This window comes from Flagellimonas flava (genome assembly GCF_050617915.1).
In the GTDB taxonomy this organism is placed as follows: Bacteria; Bacteroidota; Bacteroidia; order Flavobacteriales; family Flavobacteriaceae; genus Flagellimonas; species Flagellimonas flava_A.
In genome coordinates, this window is record NZ_JBODQE010000008.1 from 44,345 (window position 1) to 61,089 (window position 16,745).

Annotated in this window: 16 protein-coding genes; all 16 read right to left on the reverse strand. The window is 44.1% G+C overall.

The genetic code is table 11. The annotated features are described in order from the left end of the window. Positions 1–164 precede the first annotated feature (164 nt). From ACRHOZ_RS17375 to ACRHOZ_RS17450, 16 genes are read right to left on the reverse strand one after another with little or no spacing between them, the layout of a single operon-like run. Positions 165–818, reverse strand: a complete 654-nt coding sequence (locus ACRHOZ_RS17375; RefSeq protein ID WP_431128281.1) for a hypothetical protein — start codon at positions 816–818, stop codon at positions 165–167. Next, positions 815–1,708, reverse strand: a complete 894-nt coding sequence (locus tag ACRHOZ_RS17380; protein ID WP_431128284.1) for a ribose-phosphate pyrophosphokinase — start codon at positions 1,706–1,708, stop codon at positions 815–817. The genes ACRHOZ_RS17375 and ACRHOZ_RS17380 overlap by 4 nt, the downstream gene beginning before the upstream one ends. Continuing rightward, positions 1,650–2,789, reverse strand: a complete 1,140-nt coding sequence (locus ACRHOZ_RS17385) for a hypothetical protein (protein ID WP_431128287.1) — start codon at positions 2,787–2,789, stop codon at positions 1,650–1,652. Before ACRHOZ_RS17385 ends, ACRHOZ_RS17380 begins: the two co-directional genes overlap by 59 nt. After that, positions 2,786–4,294 carry a thymidine phosphorylase family protein gene (locus ACRHOZ_RS17390; RefSeq protein WP_431128289.1) on the reverse strand — a complete coding sequence of 503 codons (1,509 nt, stop codon included), beginning with the start codon at positions 4,292–4,294 and terminating at the stop codon, positions 2,786–2,788. The genes ACRHOZ_RS17385 and ACRHOZ_RS17390 overlap by 4 nt, the downstream gene beginning before the upstream one ends. Position 4,295: 1 nt before the next feature. Next, complete coding sequence (locus ACRHOZ_RS17395; RefSeq protein WP_431128292.1) at positions 4,296–4,754, reverse strand: hypothetical protein; 459 nt, start codon at positions 4,752–4,754, stop codon at positions 4,296–4,298. A 53-nt stretch (positions 4,755–4,807) separates the two neighbouring features. Next, positions 4,808–5,125: a hypothetical protein gene (locus ACRHOZ_RS17400; protein WP_431128295.1), complete on the reverse strand. Its 318-nt coding sequence runs from the start codon at positions 5,123–5,125 to the stop codon at positions 4,808–4,810. Between the two features lie 11 nt (positions 5,126–5,136). Continuing rightward, entirely contained in the window at positions 5,137–6,516 is a 1,380-nt protein-coding gene (locus ACRHOZ_RS17405) for an MBL fold metallo-hydrolase RNA specificity domain-containing protein (RefSeq protein ID WP_431128298.1), read from the reverse strand. 50 nt (positions 6,517–6,566) lie between these two features. Further along, positions 6,567–6,821, reverse strand: a complete 255-nt coding sequence (locus ACRHOZ_RS17410) for a hypothetical protein (protein ID WP_431128301.1) — start codon at positions 6,819–6,821, stop codon at positions 6,567–6,569. A gap of 34 nt (positions 6,822–6,855) precedes the next feature. Next, on the reverse strand, positions 6,856–7,707 hold the full coding sequence (locus ACRHOZ_RS17415; protein WP_431128303.1) for an ATP cone domain-containing protein: 852 nt from the start codon (positions 7,705–7,707) through the stop codon (positions 6,856–6,858). After that, positions 7,700–8,254 carry a potassium channel family protein gene (locus ACRHOZ_RS17420; RefSeq protein ID WP_431128306.1) on the reverse strand — a complete coding sequence of 185 codons (555 nt, stop codon included), beginning with the start codon at positions 8,252–8,254 and terminating at the stop codon, positions 7,700–7,702. The genes ACRHOZ_RS17415 and ACRHOZ_RS17420 overlap by 8 nt, the downstream gene beginning before the upstream one ends. A 13-nt stretch (positions 8,255–8,267) precedes the next feature. Continuing rightward, positions 8,268–9,098, reverse strand: a complete 831-nt coding sequence (locus ACRHOZ_RS17425; RefSeq protein WP_431128309.1) for a universal stress protein — start codon at positions 9,096–9,098, stop codon at positions 8,268–8,270. Positions 9,099–9,123: 25 nt separating this feature from the next. Continuing rightward, entirely contained in the window at positions 9,124–10,119 is a 996-nt protein-coding gene (locus ACRHOZ_RS17430) for a 2-hydroxyacid dehydrogenase (RefSeq protein WP_431128312.1), read from the reverse strand. A 14-nt stretch (positions 10,120–10,133) separates the two neighbouring features. Further along, the gene (locus ACRHOZ_RS17435) at positions 10,134–11,108 is read right to left on the reverse strand and encodes an ATP-dependent 6-phosphofructokinase (RefSeq protein WP_431128315.1); all 975 of its coding nucleotides are present in this window, start codon (positions 11,106–11,108) and stop codon (positions 10,134–10,136) included. Positions 11,109–11,136: 28 nt separating this feature from the next. Beyond that, the gene (gene glgP, locus ACRHOZ_RS17440) at positions 11,137–13,677 is read right to left on the reverse strand and encodes an alpha-glucan family phosphorylase (RefSeq protein ID WP_431128317.1); all 2,541 of its coding nucleotides are present in this window, start codon (positions 13,675–13,677) and stop codon (positions 11,137–11,139) included. 6 nt (positions 13,678–13,683) lie between these two features. Further along, entirely contained in the window at positions 13,684–15,363 is a 1,680-nt protein-coding gene (locus tag ACRHOZ_RS17445) for an alpha-amylase family glycosyl hydrolase (protein WP_431128320.1), read from the reverse strand. 10 nt (positions 15,364–15,373) lie between these two features. Further along, positions 15,374–16,738: a dicarboxylate/amino acid:cation symporter gene (locus tag ACRHOZ_RS17450; protein ID WP_431128323.1), complete on the reverse strand. Its 1,365-nt coding sequence runs from the start codon at positions 16,736–16,738 to the stop codon at positions 15,374–15,376. Between the last annotated feature and the right edge of the window lie 7 nt (positions 16,739–16,745).

Consider the following 16,745-nt stretch of genomic DNA (forward strand, 5'->3'; position numbering starts at 1 on the left):
TGCTCATACCTTAAAAACGATGGATTTCCTCCGCTCCGGAGTGTTCAGGGCCAATTTCCAGCTTGAGACAGGCACATTCCAAATTGCAGGGCTTGAGATTGAAATCAAAATTATATTCTCTTTTTTGGAGTTCGTCTTGGCTTTTAAAAACGTATCGTAATTTTTCATTCTGGTTCGGTGTAAGTCATTGTAAAATAGCTCTTGTCTTGTTCTGTAAATTTTTGAAAGGTCAACAAGCCGTTATCACTTAGTTTTTCTACCACATTATAGTTCAGCTGCTTGATGCGGATGCCCAACGTATAGGCTTTGATATTGATTTTGGAAATAATGGATTCTTTATTTCTATCCAGTTTCCTTTCGTAAATCCTTATTTTGCTTTTCGAACCGAAGAAATCCAAAAGTCCCGAATCGAACGTCATTTCCAATTCTATATCTTCCAAGTTTTCCAAATTGTACAGCTCTTTAAAATTTGCTGATGCCGTATTGATTTCGGTTTCCTTTGATTTTGGCTTCGCAAAAGGAAATGCCATTACCATGACAATTGCCTCAGCAGGTTTGCAGCGATAGGTCGTGGTATACTTTTCCGTTGACTTTCCCTCATCATCGAACAGTTCCGTTATGACCTGGATTTGATAATACCCATCTCTCTTTATAATTTTTCCTGCTTCAAAAGTCTGTTTATTAAGAAAAACACCATCTTCATCAAAATTTTCGCGGGCTACGGTCCTGCCTGAAATCTGCCCGATGAGCATATCGGTCTGTCCGCTCAATGAGATACTGGATAAAATAAAAAGTAATATACAGCTTCGTTTTATCATGTTGGGTGCATCAGTTCTTTGACTTCCTTGGCGATGACATCGCTTAAATCGATACTATTCGATTGATGGGGGATGGTATTGCAGGTAATGATATCCTTGACATGGGCATCCCAAAGATCTTGATAGGCATTCCCCGAAAATACGGCGTGAATACCGATACATATGGCAGGTTTCATGCCTACATTCTTTAAATGTTCGGTGGTCTCAATCATGGTACGGGCCGTAGAGATGATGTCGTCCACCAAAACAGGGGTTGCGTCCTTATATTTATCTACTTGAGGCACAGAGACTTCAACATCATGGTCGCCATAGCGAGTCTTTTGTAATACCGTAAAGGGCACCCCCGCCTTTTTTGCCACCTCCGAAACCCATTGCTCACTTTCGGAATCGGGTCCGATAAGTACTGGATTATGGATATTTTCCTTGATATATTTTGAGATTTCGTCTGCGGCATGGATGACCCTGTTCGGAATGCCGTATACTTCGCCCAACGAACGTATTCTATGTAAATGGGGGTCAATGGTGGTGATGCTATCGGCGAAACCAGAAATCAAATTCCCAAAGAAACCAGAAGTGACCCCTTCCCCTTCATTAAAGACCTTGTCCTGCCGCATATATGCTAAATAGGGGGCTACCAGACAAGTACACATCGCTCCCAACGACTTGGCCGTATGGCTCAAAAAATAAAGGGGCAGCAGTTTTTCATCGGGCTGATGGAGGGTACATACCAAGACCACACATTTACCTTTTACATCGGAAAGTATGCGTGTATAAGATTCACCGTCCGGAAATTTTCGTATGGTACATTCCCCGATTTCAGCTTTCATTTTTTTAACCAACAACTCGGTGAGTTCCTGATTTCCGGGAAGACTGAATACTATTGTTTTCATAGATTGTTTTGTTTGTAATTGTTATGTTTTGCCTTTCTAAATAACTTCTTAATTCATCCAAATCACATATTTCTTCTATGTGCCTTAATCCGTTCAAGGTTTTGTTGGTATAGAGCATCTCTGATACGAACGCAGTGACCGAGGCCGTGGCCAGTGCCTCATTGTGGCCAGACACCGAATACGTTATTTTCAAAGGATTTTGTTTTTTGTCAACCCCTCCAATTTCTACTTGTAGCGTGTATCGGTCAGACCCCACACCCATGAGGTCGAGGACTTTCTTGAAACTTTTAGGGTCTATTCTATTGTACCAATTCGTAGCACCTATTTTTCGGAATAGGTGGAACAGTTTGGTCACTGTTCTGGAGTCAAATGCGATACGGGTATCTATGGCTTTGGTCTCTATGAAAAGCGGTATGATATGATGGTCTGAAAAATCGAACAGGTAAAATGTCCTTTTTTTGTTTTCGTTCAGCAAAAAGGTCGATTTGGGGTGGGTAAAACCTTTGACACGAACATTGCCTGCCCCAGTTTTGATTTCAAAGGGGCTGTTCATCTTGTTCAACATCCAGCGGATGGAATCCACTCCATGGGATTCCCCGAGGCCAAGCATTACATAGCTGTGTATTTCTTCCACGCTGTCGAACAATGTGGCCCCGTTATATGCCAAAACATTTGATAAGCCCGGTATCAGACCCACACTGGGAACAACCAGACTGTTTGAATGGTTGATGTAATCTGCAATTTCAAAAAACCTTTTATGGGTCTCATAGGAAGCACCAACTTCAACGTAATTGATATCGAGGTTGACACACTCCAATAAAAAGGTAATATTGTCGGTTTCCAAGCAATTGATCACGGTGTGCAGTTCCTCAAAGTTGACCTCCTGAAAGCCTCCTACAACGATGTCCATATAAATGGCATGCGCACAGAGTCTATGCTCACCTATAAGTGCTTCTGCCTTCGCCCTGTTTCTTCCGGCTATAATGATTTTTGAGGGGTATCGCCTGGCCAATTGTATTGAAACCAAAGAGCCAACAGTACCATATCCGCCTATGATCAATATTTTGTCCCTTATTTTCATATTTGTTCTATTTCAATGATGTCATTTTGGTTGTCATAGTATTCCAGGGCATAGTTGAGCTCACCTTGGGATTCAGCGTAAAGGATATAGAGCAATTGCCCTTTTTCCACTTCTTGGTTCAAGCGAACATTTAGTAAGATACCTGCGGTTTTTGATTGGGGAGCCCCTGACAGCTTTGCGAGTTTTGCAATCTTTCTATTATCGATGCCCTTGATTATGCCACATTTGGGCGCATGCATCTCAAAATGATAGGGAGCCATCATAGGTCTGGAGAATCTACCTTGTGCCACACAAATGGCCTTGAACTTTTCGTGTGCCTTTCCAGATTCCAAAACGTTTCTTGCCACATTTTTGCCCATTCCTTGAGCGGCCTCGCCGGATAGTTCCAATATCTCTCCGGCCAACGTTAGGGATCGTTCCTTGAGGTCTTGGGGTGCCTTTTCCTCGTTTTGCAATACACTGATTACATCTGCTGCTTCAAGGTTGGGGCCGATGCCCCTTCCCACAGGTTGCAAGCCATCCGTAATTACCACCTTTACTTTTAAGCCAATAGCTTCACCCACGGTTTCCATAAATTCCTGTAGTTGGAGGGCGGCCTTTTCACTTCGGACCTTGGCGGTCTTACCCACCGGAATATCGATGACCACATGGCTAGCCCCAGCGGCCGCTTTTTTTGAGAGGACAGAGGCAATAAGTTGCCCTTCACTATCAATGTCCAAGGCCTTCTCGACCTTGATTAATATATCGTCTGCCGGACTTAGCTCTGCCGTTCCTCCCCAAACAAAACATCCGCCTTCCTGTTCGACCACTTTTTTTATCTCTTCGGGGGACAGGGTTACATTGGTGAGCACTTCCATGGTATCAGCTGTCCCAGCTGGGGATGTGATGGCCCGGGAGGAGGTTTTGGGCATGGTAAGCCCATGTGCGGCAACGATTGACACGACAATGGGGGTTGTTCTATTGCCTGGTAAACCTCCGATACAGTGTTTGTCCACCACAATGTCCTTCTTCCAATCCAATTGTTTTCCTGAGCTTATCATAGCCTTTGTCAAGGAGATGATTTCGTTGACGTTCATCCGGTTCCCAGCACAGGCCGTAATAAAGGCCGAAAGATGAATATTGGAGTAGTCGCCCTCTATAATGTCGGTAATAATATTATGGTAGGCTTGATAATCCAGTTCTTGATTATAGATTTTTGCCCGTACCAGACCCAATGATTCGATGGGTTCAAGGTGTGATACGTACAAAGTCCCACTTTCAATAACCTTCAGTTTATCCGCCGCAGTTTCCGAAAGGGCGATTTCCCCTGGTTGGAGTATTTCAGAGGAAACCACATGAAGACTGGCCACAATTGAAGAATTCAAAGTGGAAACACGGATGCGGGTGAGGGCCTCGAAACCCTCCGAGATACAGACATGGCAGTCTTTTCTCATGTAGGCCACATTTTCGTTTTGCGTGTAAATCCCTAGATGTTTGTATTTGAGTATGTTCGATTTATCGTTCATTTTACAATTTGTATTTGCTTAATATTCTTTTTCCCTTTTCGGTAAAGCAGAACCATCCGACTATGGCACCACCAATTGTGGCCATTACAATACCGCTGATGAAAAACAGCAACGGGGTTTCATTGCCACCAAAATGATTGAAGTGCATATCCAGAGAATAGCAGAGGTAATTGCAGAAAAGTCCCAACACCAAAGCTGAAAGCTCTGCACAGAAGATTACGGCAAAGATCCCTGTCCATCTCCCTACGACCACAAGGGCAATGATCGCTCCTATGGCGGCCCCCATACCCAAACCGCAAAACACAATGGCCCATAAAAACTTATGCAGAAGATTTCCCTCGGGATACAGTACCATACCCCATACTACCAATATTACGGCCTCTGCCAAGATGGATAACAAAATTGACAACTTCAAGGGGCGAAGCACATCTTCTGCTGTAACCTCGAGGGTCTTCTCCATTTTAGTATTTTTTGTGTCTGTTGTTTTCATGATATTTCGATTCAATTGTTGTACTATTTAGATTGACGCAATGCCCATAACAGTCGGGATTCAGGCACGACATCAAATCCTAGGCAAAACGGCGGCCACCGATCAGGAGCCTTAGTTATGTAAGGAATGCCTTTATAAAATAGGTCATAGGTCCCAAGCATGGTCATACCCGCAGTCACGGCCCACAAAATTCTCTGATGACCGATAAGAACCAGAGCTGCAAAAATCAATGCTATGCTCACATCTGATCGGGTGTAGAAAACCCAGTCTTTCGAAAAATCCGCTGCCTTTGTCAAAGCTGCGGTGGCAAGGCCCAAAATGATTCCTTTCAGCAGTTCCATTTATATACCCATTAGTTACGTATTGTCTCAATGGCGTACAACTCTGGAATTTCACAATCCCAGCCATATTGTTCCCTGATTCCTTTTTTCAGCGCCATGGCACTCTCGGACTCACCGTGAGTGATAAAGATGTGTTGGGGTTCCGATTCCAATTCATTCAACCAATCCAACAGTTCTTCATGGTCGGCATGGGCAGAAAGCCCTTCGATTTCGGCAACTTCCATTTTGAAAGGCACCGTTTTACCATATACCTTTAGCTCTCTCTCACCTTCCAAAAGTTTTCTTCCCCGGGTACCCTCGGCTTGATAGCCCACGAACAACAGTGTGTTTTTTGGATTCTGCGCCTGTTTCTCCAAATAGTTCAGTATGCGCCCTCCTGTAAGCATTCCGCTGCCTGCTATGACAATTTTTGGCTTGCCATCATCCCGCAGTTGCATGGTTTCATGAAAACTGCTCACAATGGTAAAGTGTGAACACATGGCATCGCATTCTTCCTTGTCCAGCCTGTGCCAGTCCCTGGTCTTATGGAACAGTTCCAATACATCAACACCCATCGGACTGTCCATTACCATACCAACCCTTGGTATCTTGTTTTGCTTTACGAGCCGAAAAAGTATCAACATCACCAATTGTGCCCGTTCAACCGAAAAGCTCGGTATAAACAGGCTACCGCCCCTTTGCAGTGTTTTGTTGACCAAGGCTTCTATCTCTGGGAACACTTCATCCTCCTCAGGATGCTTACGGCCACCATAGGTAGACTCAAGGACAAGTACATCTGCCTTTTTGGGTTTTATAGGCGGGTATAGCAGTAGGTCATTGACTCTTCCGATATCACCTGAAAAGACAAATCGCTTTCCACTTACATCAAGTTCAACGGATGTTGCCCCCAAAATATGGCCACTGTACTGAAACCTTGCCTTAACCCCTTTTACAATGGGCAACCATTGCGATTGTGGTATCCCCTTGAAATGTGTTTTGGTATTTTCAACGTCTTTGAGATTATACAAGGGTAGTGCTGGTCGATGTTTGGAATAACCTTCTTGGTTGGCCCTCTCGGCTTCTTGCTCTTGAATTTTGGCACTATCGTTGAGGATAATCTCCGCAATATCCAAAGTTGGATATGTACCGTAAATCGGCCCCTTGAACCCTTGTTCGACCAATCGGGGCAGGTATCCCGTATGGTCCATGTGGCCGTGGGTGAGCAGTACGGCATCGATTTCTGAAACTTTTACCGGAAGATATTCCCAATTCTTTAATCGTAGTTCCTTCAATCCTTGAAATAGCCCGCAATCGATTAAAATTTTGCGTTCTCTGGTATCCAGTAGATATTTCGATCCGGTAACGGTTCCGGCCGCCCCCAAAAAGTGAATGTTTATTTCGTTGTCGCTCATTGATATATTTCTCTACTATAGTATTCTACCCTTAAAAATCTATTAAAGTTTTAATGACCTCCACAACATGAGGCTTGGTTTCCCTTACTTTCACTTTTTTCAGATAGTGCGACAATCTCTTTGTACAACCCATGAAAGTCTTTCTTGATGAATACTGCCATTTTTTTAGCGGACCTAGGGCCGGTGCTTATCATCTCCAATAGTGTTTCAAAGGCCTCTTCAAGCAATTCGGAATCATCTTCCAATGCCCGGTAAAATGGCTCTAGATCAATGCTCTTTTGTTTTTTTAATTCTTCAGTTGCCATCTATTCTAAATTTTTGAGTTCGTGGATTTTTGTTTTATGATTGTTCATGGCTTGTGCTGCACAATGCCCTAGAATCCTCTAGGATGCGCTTATGTCTTTTTTTGTCAACACCTACTTTGAACAACAATTGTGGGGTGTCGGCCACTTCTCTACACAATACAATACCTTCTTGCAGCAATTTTGATTTTTCTGATTTGGTAAGGGTGGTTAACGAGGTAAGGGGGTGGAGGCCTGCACGGTCAATTCTAAATTTGAGGCTATTTTTTTCAGGATAGTCCCAACTTACCAGCATAAGCCCCACGCAGTTGCCATAGGTGATGGCATCGGTGGTGAAACGTGTGTTGGTAAAGACCCCTCCTTGATGAAATCTATAGATATGGCCGGGTTGCCTCTCCCATGGACCTTTGACATCCTGAAAACGTGATTGGATGTACAAGGGGATCTTCACATTACAGAACCTACCTTGGTCGCCATGGTATTTGCATTCTATCATATAATGCTTCTCATCCTTTTGGGCAATAACATCCACTTCATGGGTCACACAGCTTCCCTGAATGATGCTACCGACCTGTGTCCGAAATCCTTCGTGTTCCAGAATTTTACCAACAAACCTTTCAAAGGGGTACCCTGATGGACCTAGTTCCATCAGCGCTTTTTTGAGTTTGTATTTTGAAGCACTTACCCGAGATTTCCCTTTCAACATTTCAAAGGCCATTTGATAGATCTTCTTGGTGGTCATTCCGTCGAAAACCATATCTTCAATATTTTTGACAATCTCATCAATTAATGTTTCATTCGCACCGGCCCGTTCCAGTGACCGCTTTACTTTTTCCATTTGAAAAGGTGCTTTCTCGCCGCTTGCCTTTATAATAGTTATCTTATCCATTAATGTGTATTTTTTTAATATTGGCCAAAGCAAAGACGACCAAGAAAAAGCTTAGGAATATTTCGAGCATGACAACGAATCGGGCCACATCGGAAGTTGGAACAATATCACCATAGCCCACAGTTGAAAAAGTAATTACACTGAAGTAAAAAAAGTGATACAAGTTATACAAGTACGAATTTGAATAATCGGGAACTCCCTCAAAAGTGGTATGATTAAATTGGAAAAGACAGGCATAATCGGTCGCATAAGAGAAAATGCTAATGATGATTATCAATCCAAAAACCCAAAGCAATCGTTCCAAAGAATGACAGATCTTGATTAATTTTGACAAACGTTTCAGGGTAGTTGCCGTTATCACAACGGTCTTTCCTAATGCTGCCGCTATAATAATTATGTGGAATGGAAAAGAGGGGTGGTCTATCATCGACATCAAAACAACATAAAGGATGCCTATTCCCAGTATGGTAGCCAGTGGCAGTACCGTTCTGTCCAGTAATAACTTATAAAAGGGTTTTACCCTTTTTTGACGCAAGCTTTCCGACATGATGCTATACTTTTTAAATTTTCATTGTCATCACAGGTAGGGAAGCATGGTTCGCAACCCCTTCGGCTATACTTTTTGAGAACAAACTCAAAAAACCGGTATGGCCATGTGTACACATGGTAATAAGATCACCCTCATTGTGTTGCAAATAAGTGTTGATGCCCGTCTCCACCATCATTTCATTATACACGTTCATGGAGAAGTTTTTTAGTTTGGGAAAACCCTCTAAAAATCTTCGTATAGGGTCCAGGCCAAGGGCAATACTGTTACGGTCCGATTCTGTATTGATACGCAAAAGGTGAATTTTTGCATTGCATTTTTCTGCAATGGATAGCACCTCTTTAAAAGCATTGCTGACATCTTCCACAAAATCCGAAACGAAGACGATATCCTGAAAAGGAAACCTTACAGCATCTTCTTTTACCACCATGACCGGCACATCCGATCTGCTTACCAAGCGTTCTACATTGCTCCCTAAAAGTTCCCGTACAATACCCTTGGTGCCACTGCTGCCAGTAACGATGAAATCATGGCCATAATGGCCAGAATGTTTCAATATGTTTTCGTGGTCCACATGAAATTGCAAAAATGTCAGGCATTTCAGATTCTCTTTTTCGGCCTTTTTTTCCAATGCACGCAACGAAGCTTTTGCCGTCCCTATTTTTTTTAAAGTCTCCGGATATCGCTTTTCTTTTAGCTTATCCAATTTTACCCAATCCACCGGTGTTTTCAGCAAATGGAAAAAATGGATTTCTGCGTCATAGAGCTTGGCTATCCTGATTCCAAGCTCAGCTGCCTTGTTGCAGTTCTCGGAAAAGTCTGTGGGCACTAATATGTTTTTCATCCTAACTATGGTTTTATGGGTTGTTTCACTTCACTAGTATTTCATTTCCTGAAACTGTTCCTTTTTCAAAACAGTCAAGGTTATAAATGGTGGTCTCAGCAATGTTGGTGAGAGCTGTATCGGTCAAAAAAGCTTGATGACTGGTAATCAAAACATTGGGAAAGGTCATTAATCTGGCAATCACATCATCCTGTAAGATGTCTTCTGAGTGGTCTTCAAAAAACAACCCTTCCTCCTCTTCATAAACATCAATACCGAAATAGCCGATTTTCCTTGATTTCAGACCCTCTATGACCGCTTTGGTATCGACTAGTGCGCCCCTACTGGTATTGATGAGCATGACTCCCTTTTTCATGTGCCCGATTTGCTTTGCATCTATGATATGCCTTGTTTCCGGTGTTAATGGAACGTGTAGGCTTATGATATCCGATTCGCTGCAGAGCGTTTGGCAGTCAGTGAAGCATACACCATACATTTCTTTTAATTCCTTATCCTCTTTAAGGTCGTATGCAAAAATCTTACAGCCAAAACCATGAAGGATTTTTATAAGTACCTTCCCAATTTTACCTGTCCCTATCACGCCGACTGTTTTGCCGTTAAGGTCAAATCCTGTGAGTCCGTTCAGTGAGAAATTCATATCCCTGACCCTGTTGTGGGCCCTTACTATTTTTCTGTTTAGGGTCAAGATGAGGGCCACGGCATGTTCTGCAATGGCATAGGGCGAGTATTCGGGTACCCTTGCTACAACTACTCCAAGCTCATTGGCTTTTTTGATGTTGACGTGGTTGTAGCCCGCAGATCGCAGTGCTATGAGCTTAACGCCGAATTCATTTAATTTTTTCACGATACTCGCCGATGCGTCATCGCCGGTAAAAAGACATATTGCCGAATGTCCTTTTGCTAGAGTTACCGTTTTTTTGGTAAGTCGGGCCTCATAATAATTGAGGTCATGCTTTTTACCATTCGCATGATTTAGATATGGTCTCTCAAATTCGTGTGTGCTGAATACGGCCGTTTTCATTTTTTAAAATGGTTTCAAACATTAAAAAGATTCAGGAGCTCATCTAATTCGGCATTAACTTGATGCTGTTTTACGACTTGCCCAAATGGGGTTAGGCACAATTGGTTGTTCAACACCCCCACCATGGCATTTTTTCTGCCCATCAGAAGCGCCTTTATAGCGGATGCTCCCAACCGAATTCCGAGCATCCTGTCCTGGGCTGAAGGATTTCCGCCCCGCTGAACATGCCCCAGTTTGCTTATTCTGAGGTCCACCTTGGAATTGATTTCCTTAATCTTTGAGGCCACCAATTCAGCTCCTAGCTCGTCACCTTCCGAAACAACTATGAGAAAAGCGTTTTCACTATCGTAATTCCTTACTTTTTCAAGGAGCCTAACAAAATCCTCACCACTTTCGGGCACCAAGATAGAATCCGCGGCAACACCCAATCCTGAGGTAATGCCTATATATCCGGAATCCCTTCCCATCACTTCGATCAGAAAAATACGGTTATGGGATTCGGCCGTATCCCTGATTTTATCAATATTTTGAATGGCGGTGTTCACCGCCGAATCAAATCCCAACGTGTAATCGGTACCGGCCAGATCATTGTCTATGGTACCGGGAACACCCATAAACGGTAGGTTGCAGATTTCCGAAAATGCCATTAGCCCTTTGAAGGTGCCGTCACCACCAATGGCAATGAGGGCATCGACCTTGTTTTTTTGAAGGACTGCCAAAGCTCGCTTTCTTCCTTCCAGTGTTAAAAAACGTTTGCTACGAGCGGTTTTCAACATGGTCCCGCCCCTGTGCGCCCACTGTTTTAGTTCATTGGAATGCAATTGCACCATATCGCCGTCGATGAGCCCCTCGTAACCCTTTCGAATGCCCGTCAGCTTCAGCTGGCTCATTTCGGCGCTTTTTGCTATTCCGTATAAAGCTGTATTCATTCCAGGGGAATCCCCCCCTGAGGTGAATACGGCCACATGTTTAATTCCATCTTTCTCCATTATCGCAATATGTCAACTGTTTTGTGCTTTAACGCTGCCATAGAATCCGATTGTCTTCCAAGGGCAAAGTGATATTTCCATAATTTGGTACTACTCGGGCGGTATAATCGGATGCAGGTCTTTTGGTAAGTACCTTTGCATAATAATTATGTTCCCCCATATCTCCCATCCAATCCATCTTCATTGGTATTTTTACTGAAGGTTGGTCACCTGTTCCTTCCGCAAACAGTTCCACAAGGATATCCTTGGGCTTAACCCCGTTCAACCACAATTGAATGCGGAAGGAATGTCCATTGATAGAGCTTTCGACCCTAACCTTGCCAAATTTCATTTTGCCCCAATAGACTTTTAAATCCCTATCCGCGTTTGCCATGCGCCTACCCTCGGCCCCCTTCCTTGCTGCACGCTTTTTATAGTTTACTGCCGCAGGCAGGTAATAGTTTTCGGTATACTCCCTGACCGTTCTGTTGGCTGAAAAATTGGGAGCAAGGGTACCCATACTTTTGCGCATACGTGCTACCCAAGGTTCAGGGATACCTTTTTCGTTACGAGAGTAAAATTCAGGGATTACCTCTTGCTCCAAAACGTTGTACAACGACCTGGCCTCATGGGCATCCCGAGCGCTATCATCGGCCTGCTCCTTCTCAGTACCAAAGGTCCAGCCAACCTCGGGGGTATACGCTTCGGCCCACCAGCCGTCGAGCCCGGATAAATTGATACCTCCATTGACCAGTACCTTCATACCACTCGTCCCACTGGCTTCCCAAGGCCTTCTTGGCGTATTCAACCATACGTCCACTCCTTGCACCAGGTTTTCGGTCAGCATCATATCATAATCGCTCAGGAAAACCACATGTTCTTGAAGTTTGTACCGTTCAATAAACTGTATCCATCTACGAATCAGTGCCTTGCCGGATTCGTCGAATGGAGGTGCTTTCCCGGCCAACACCAGTTGGACAGGAAACTCCGAATTGGTAAGAATACGGACAAACCTTTCAGGGTCATGCAGGAGTAGATCGGGTCTCTTATAGGGAACGAATCGGCGTGCGAATCCCAATGTCAAAACATCGGAATCAAATATTCGATTGGAAACTTTTATAGTGTCCGGAGATTGGCCTGAAGCCATTGACTGCCTTTCAAATCTTTTTCGCACGAAGCCGACGAGCCTTTTTCTTGATTTGTTCCTAAAATGCCAGAGCTCTTGGTCCGACATTTTTGATATATGTTCTTCATGGTCCCCAAGTTCACCACGCCAACGGTCTTTTCCGCAAGCCTCGGTCCATACTTTATCGGCGTATTCAGAATCCCAACTGGACATGTGGACGCCATTGGTCACATGGCCTACTGGAACCTCATGCAACGGCCAACGCGGGAAAAGGTCCTTGAAAAGGCTCCGGCTCACCTCACCATGCAGACGACTTACCCCATTAATGGCACCACTGCCCCTGATTGCCAGGTAGGCCATATTAAAACTGTCCCATGGGTTATGTATTTCTCCACGGCCAAGCGCCATTAATTCCCCCAAATCAATATCAAGTTCTTTTTTTGCATAGATGCCCAGATACTTTTCCATCAGCATAGGACTGAAATAATCAAATCCCGCCGATACTGCGGTATGCGTTGTGAATATGTTCCCCGCTCGGGTTATGGTAAGGGCTTCCTTAAAGGTGGTACCGTGCATTTTCATGAAATCGTTGGCCCTTTCCAGTACGAGAAACGCTGCATGGCCCTCGTTCATATGGCAAACTTCCGGTTTGATGTCCAAGGCCTTGAGAAGTTTGTAGCCACCTATTCCCAATATGATTTCCTGTTTGATACGAAGCTCCGGACCGCCACCGTAAAGCTCATCCGTTATCCCCCTATGTATGGGCAAGTTGGCGGCATCGTTGCTGTCCAGGAGATACAGTTTTAAGCGTCCTACCTGTACCTGCCAAACCCTTAACCAGATCGAAAGGCCCGCCAAAGACACCTGAAATCGAAGCCACTCCCCATTTGGGCGGCGTAGTGGAGTTATCGGTAATTGACCTGGATCATTATGTGGGAAGAGCGCATTCTGGGTACCATCAACATCAATTTCCTGCCGGAAATATCCTTTAGCGTATAGGAGACCTATGGCAACTACGGGAACTCCAAGATCACTAGCGGATTTGAGCTGATCTCCTGCGACGTTGCCCAAACCTCCGGCATAAATTGGCAGGGCCTCGCTGAGCATGTACTCCATACTGAAATAAGCGACATTGGTTAGCGCTGCTTTGGGATGGCTACGTTGAAACCACGAAGAGCCGGAGACTGCCTTTCTGTTCGCTTTTGAAAGATCATCGATCGTTTTTCGAAAAGATTGATTTTCCAAATGCCTCTTTAAACGGTCTCTTGATACAGTTTGTAGGATAAGCCATGGGTTTTGGGTTAACTCCCATAATTCGGGATCCAATTTCTCCCACACTTTATCGGTAGCGTGGTTCCAGGACCAACGCACGTTCAGGGCAAGCTCGATAAGTATTTCCATACCTTCGATATCGTGGTGAAAGACTCCTTGTAGACCTTGATCATTAATCACTTCTGTTATCATGGTTCATCAATTTTTGAATATTAAAAACTCCATTGGATCAAGTACAAGTTTTATATATGAGCGCCCCTTGTCGTGCATATCTCTTCTTATCTTAATTCTCGTTCTGTTTCCATAAATACACTTCATATAAGTGTTTTCATTGTTGATGCCGTTGTCAACAATGATGTACTCTTCTTTGGTATCGGTAGGAGAGGAATTATAGACCACTAAAATCTCACCATCGTGAAGTACCCTCGAAAAGGCCAATAGGCACTCTTTACAATCGGGGTGATGAAAATGAATTCCATCCTCTGAAGTCTCCCTAAAATACATTCTACCGAACTTAAGTATCGGTTCTTTTTGGCGAAGTTTTGCCAGCTTGGCCATTGTCCTGTATATCCAAGAATTTGAGTTCAGGATATTTGTCGACGTATCATCGGGATTGAACATGCCCTCCCTAACATATCTGTCATCCGTACCGTTTCCGTCCAAACCCTGTTCGGTTCCATAATAGATACAGGGAGTACCGAGGGCACAGAGCAGAAACCCTGTGCCGGCAAAGATTTGTTCGGGAGTGGCCCCGTGGCCAAAACGATGCTTAAAATCAGTGCCGACCTGGTCGTGGTCGTCTATATAGGTTACTAAGAAATCCCCATACCCCCCCCTTCTTTCAGCATTCCGCTGTAAAGAGGCATATCGTTCCAATAGTCTTTCAGGTGAAGAAACCCCTTTTATGACATCCGCCAAAACACTATGTAATGGATGGTCTAAAACGGAATCCAAACCATAATATACGTTTTGGTCCTCTGGGAACACTTTTGGTCCAATATATGGATTGCCTGTCTCATCGTTTCCGATGATCTCACCGAACAAAAAGAAATTCCTTTTGCCCAATGAGTAGGCATATTCACGTATCGTAGAGCAAAAACGGCTAATATCCGGCCCTTTCATATGTTTGACAGCATCCAACCGGAAACCGTCTACGTCGGTTTCCCGTATCCAATAACAATGAATGGTGGCCAGTAGACTTGCCAATTTCCAACTTTCTGCGGAACCATCGTTCCGAAATGTTTTTAACGTCAAAAAATCCCCTTCCTGGGTCTCTGGATATGCATCGAAATTCCTTACCTGTCCCTTTCGATTATAAAGCTCCGGATCCCTTAGCTCCATGGGAAGCGGTCTGTCTTTCTCGCGCCAATTTCCCAAAGGAAAACGTTCCCCGTTTAAATAGAAATACGTGTGGTCGAAAGGATACGACCAATTGTCCCCTGAATGGTGCAGAACGACATCTAGAAAGACCCGCATATCCAAGTTATGGGCCTTGACCACCAATCTCTCCAAATCCTTTTTTGAGCCCCAGCGTTTGTCGATATCCAAATAATTCTGGATGGCATACCCATGGTAGGATTGTGGATTATTTTCAAATACCGGACTAAGCCAAAGGGCCGTACAGCCCAAGTTTTTGATATAATCAATGTTATCGATGATTCCCTGGATAGTACCCCCAAAAGTTTTTCGTAATTGATTGTCATTGCCAAAACCAGAATGCCTAATATCGAAGTCCAATGAGCTTCGTTTGTTGCTGTCATGAAACCGGTCTACCATAAGAAAGTAAATGATCTCCTCCCGCCATTCCCTATGGCAGTTTACCCAGTATTCCTTTCCACGTTTGGGAGTAAGATCTATATCTTCGATTGATTTTATCATCTTATGGTTTTTAAATGAGGGAATACCCTTTTTTTGATTTTGAAATACTATCACGGCCCATGGCGAGCTTGTTTCCATAGAACCGATTGAAAACCATACAAGCGGTGAGGTCCCCGGTAACGTTGACCGCAGTTCTGAACATTCCCAGCAAACGTTCCACCCCTATGATTATGATGATGCCTTCTGCCGGTATACCGGCACTGGACAGTACAGAGGCCAAGATCACTACCCCACCACCTGGTATTGCTGGGGTGCCAATGGAGGCTGCCACTATGGTGACTACCACCACAATAATGCTCATAATGCTCATTTCCAGCCCATAGGCCTGGGCAATGAACAGGGTAGTTATGGTTTGATACAGTGCCGTACCGTCCATGTTTACAGTGGCTCCGATAGGAATGATAAAGTTACTGATGGCCGGATCTACTTCAAGTTCTTCTTCGGCCGTTTCAAGGGACAAGGGCATTACTGCCGCAGAACTCGTTGTCGAGAAGGCCAGTAGCTGAACATCCCTTATGTTGCCCAAAAATTGAAAAGGATTGCTTTTTCCCAATAGGCTTACCACAATGAGGTAAACCACGACCAAGAGCAGCAGCCCTATCAGCACAACCAGCACATAAAAACCCAGCCCTGATAGGGAATTCAATCCGACGCTGGAAGTAAGCTGGGCCATTAGGCCGAACACGGCAACGGGTACCAAGAACATGGCCCATTTGACAACGGTCATACAGATTTCCTGTACGGCACCCAACAGTAATTTTACAGGTTTTAGCAAATCATTGGGCAGGGAAAGTACAGCTACACCGATTATAATGGTAAAAATGACGATACTCAACATTTCACCACTGACCATGGATGCCAACGGGTTGTCGGGGAGCAAATTTGTTATGGCATTCGGAATGTCGTTTATTGCAAATGATAATCCTGTGCTCTCCGCGCTATTGGTCAAAGCTTGTTCATGATCCACAACTGCCTGTTGGTGCAGATACTTTCCAGGCCTAAAAATCAAGGCCAATATTGTGCCTATGCTCACCGATATACTGGTAGTGCTTATAAAATATAATAGCACGCCACCTCCCAACCTTTTTAGATTTTCTTTATCATTGCTCGCAATCCCAGTAATTATTGAAGCTACGATTAAGGGAATCATGATCATTTGGACCAACTTGAGAAAGAGCATGCCCGGTAGGGCCAACCAGTTCCCTAAAACATCGGCAGTGCCCTTTGTTATCCAACCATTTTGAGGGCTTAACATGAGTCCAAGGCCTACACCTAGTAACAGAGCAATGATTACCTTTAGCCATAGTCTGTTTTCTACCAACTTTTTTAAGTAGTGGTTAAGGGATTTTAATGATTTTATATCAGCATCGAACATTCCTTGG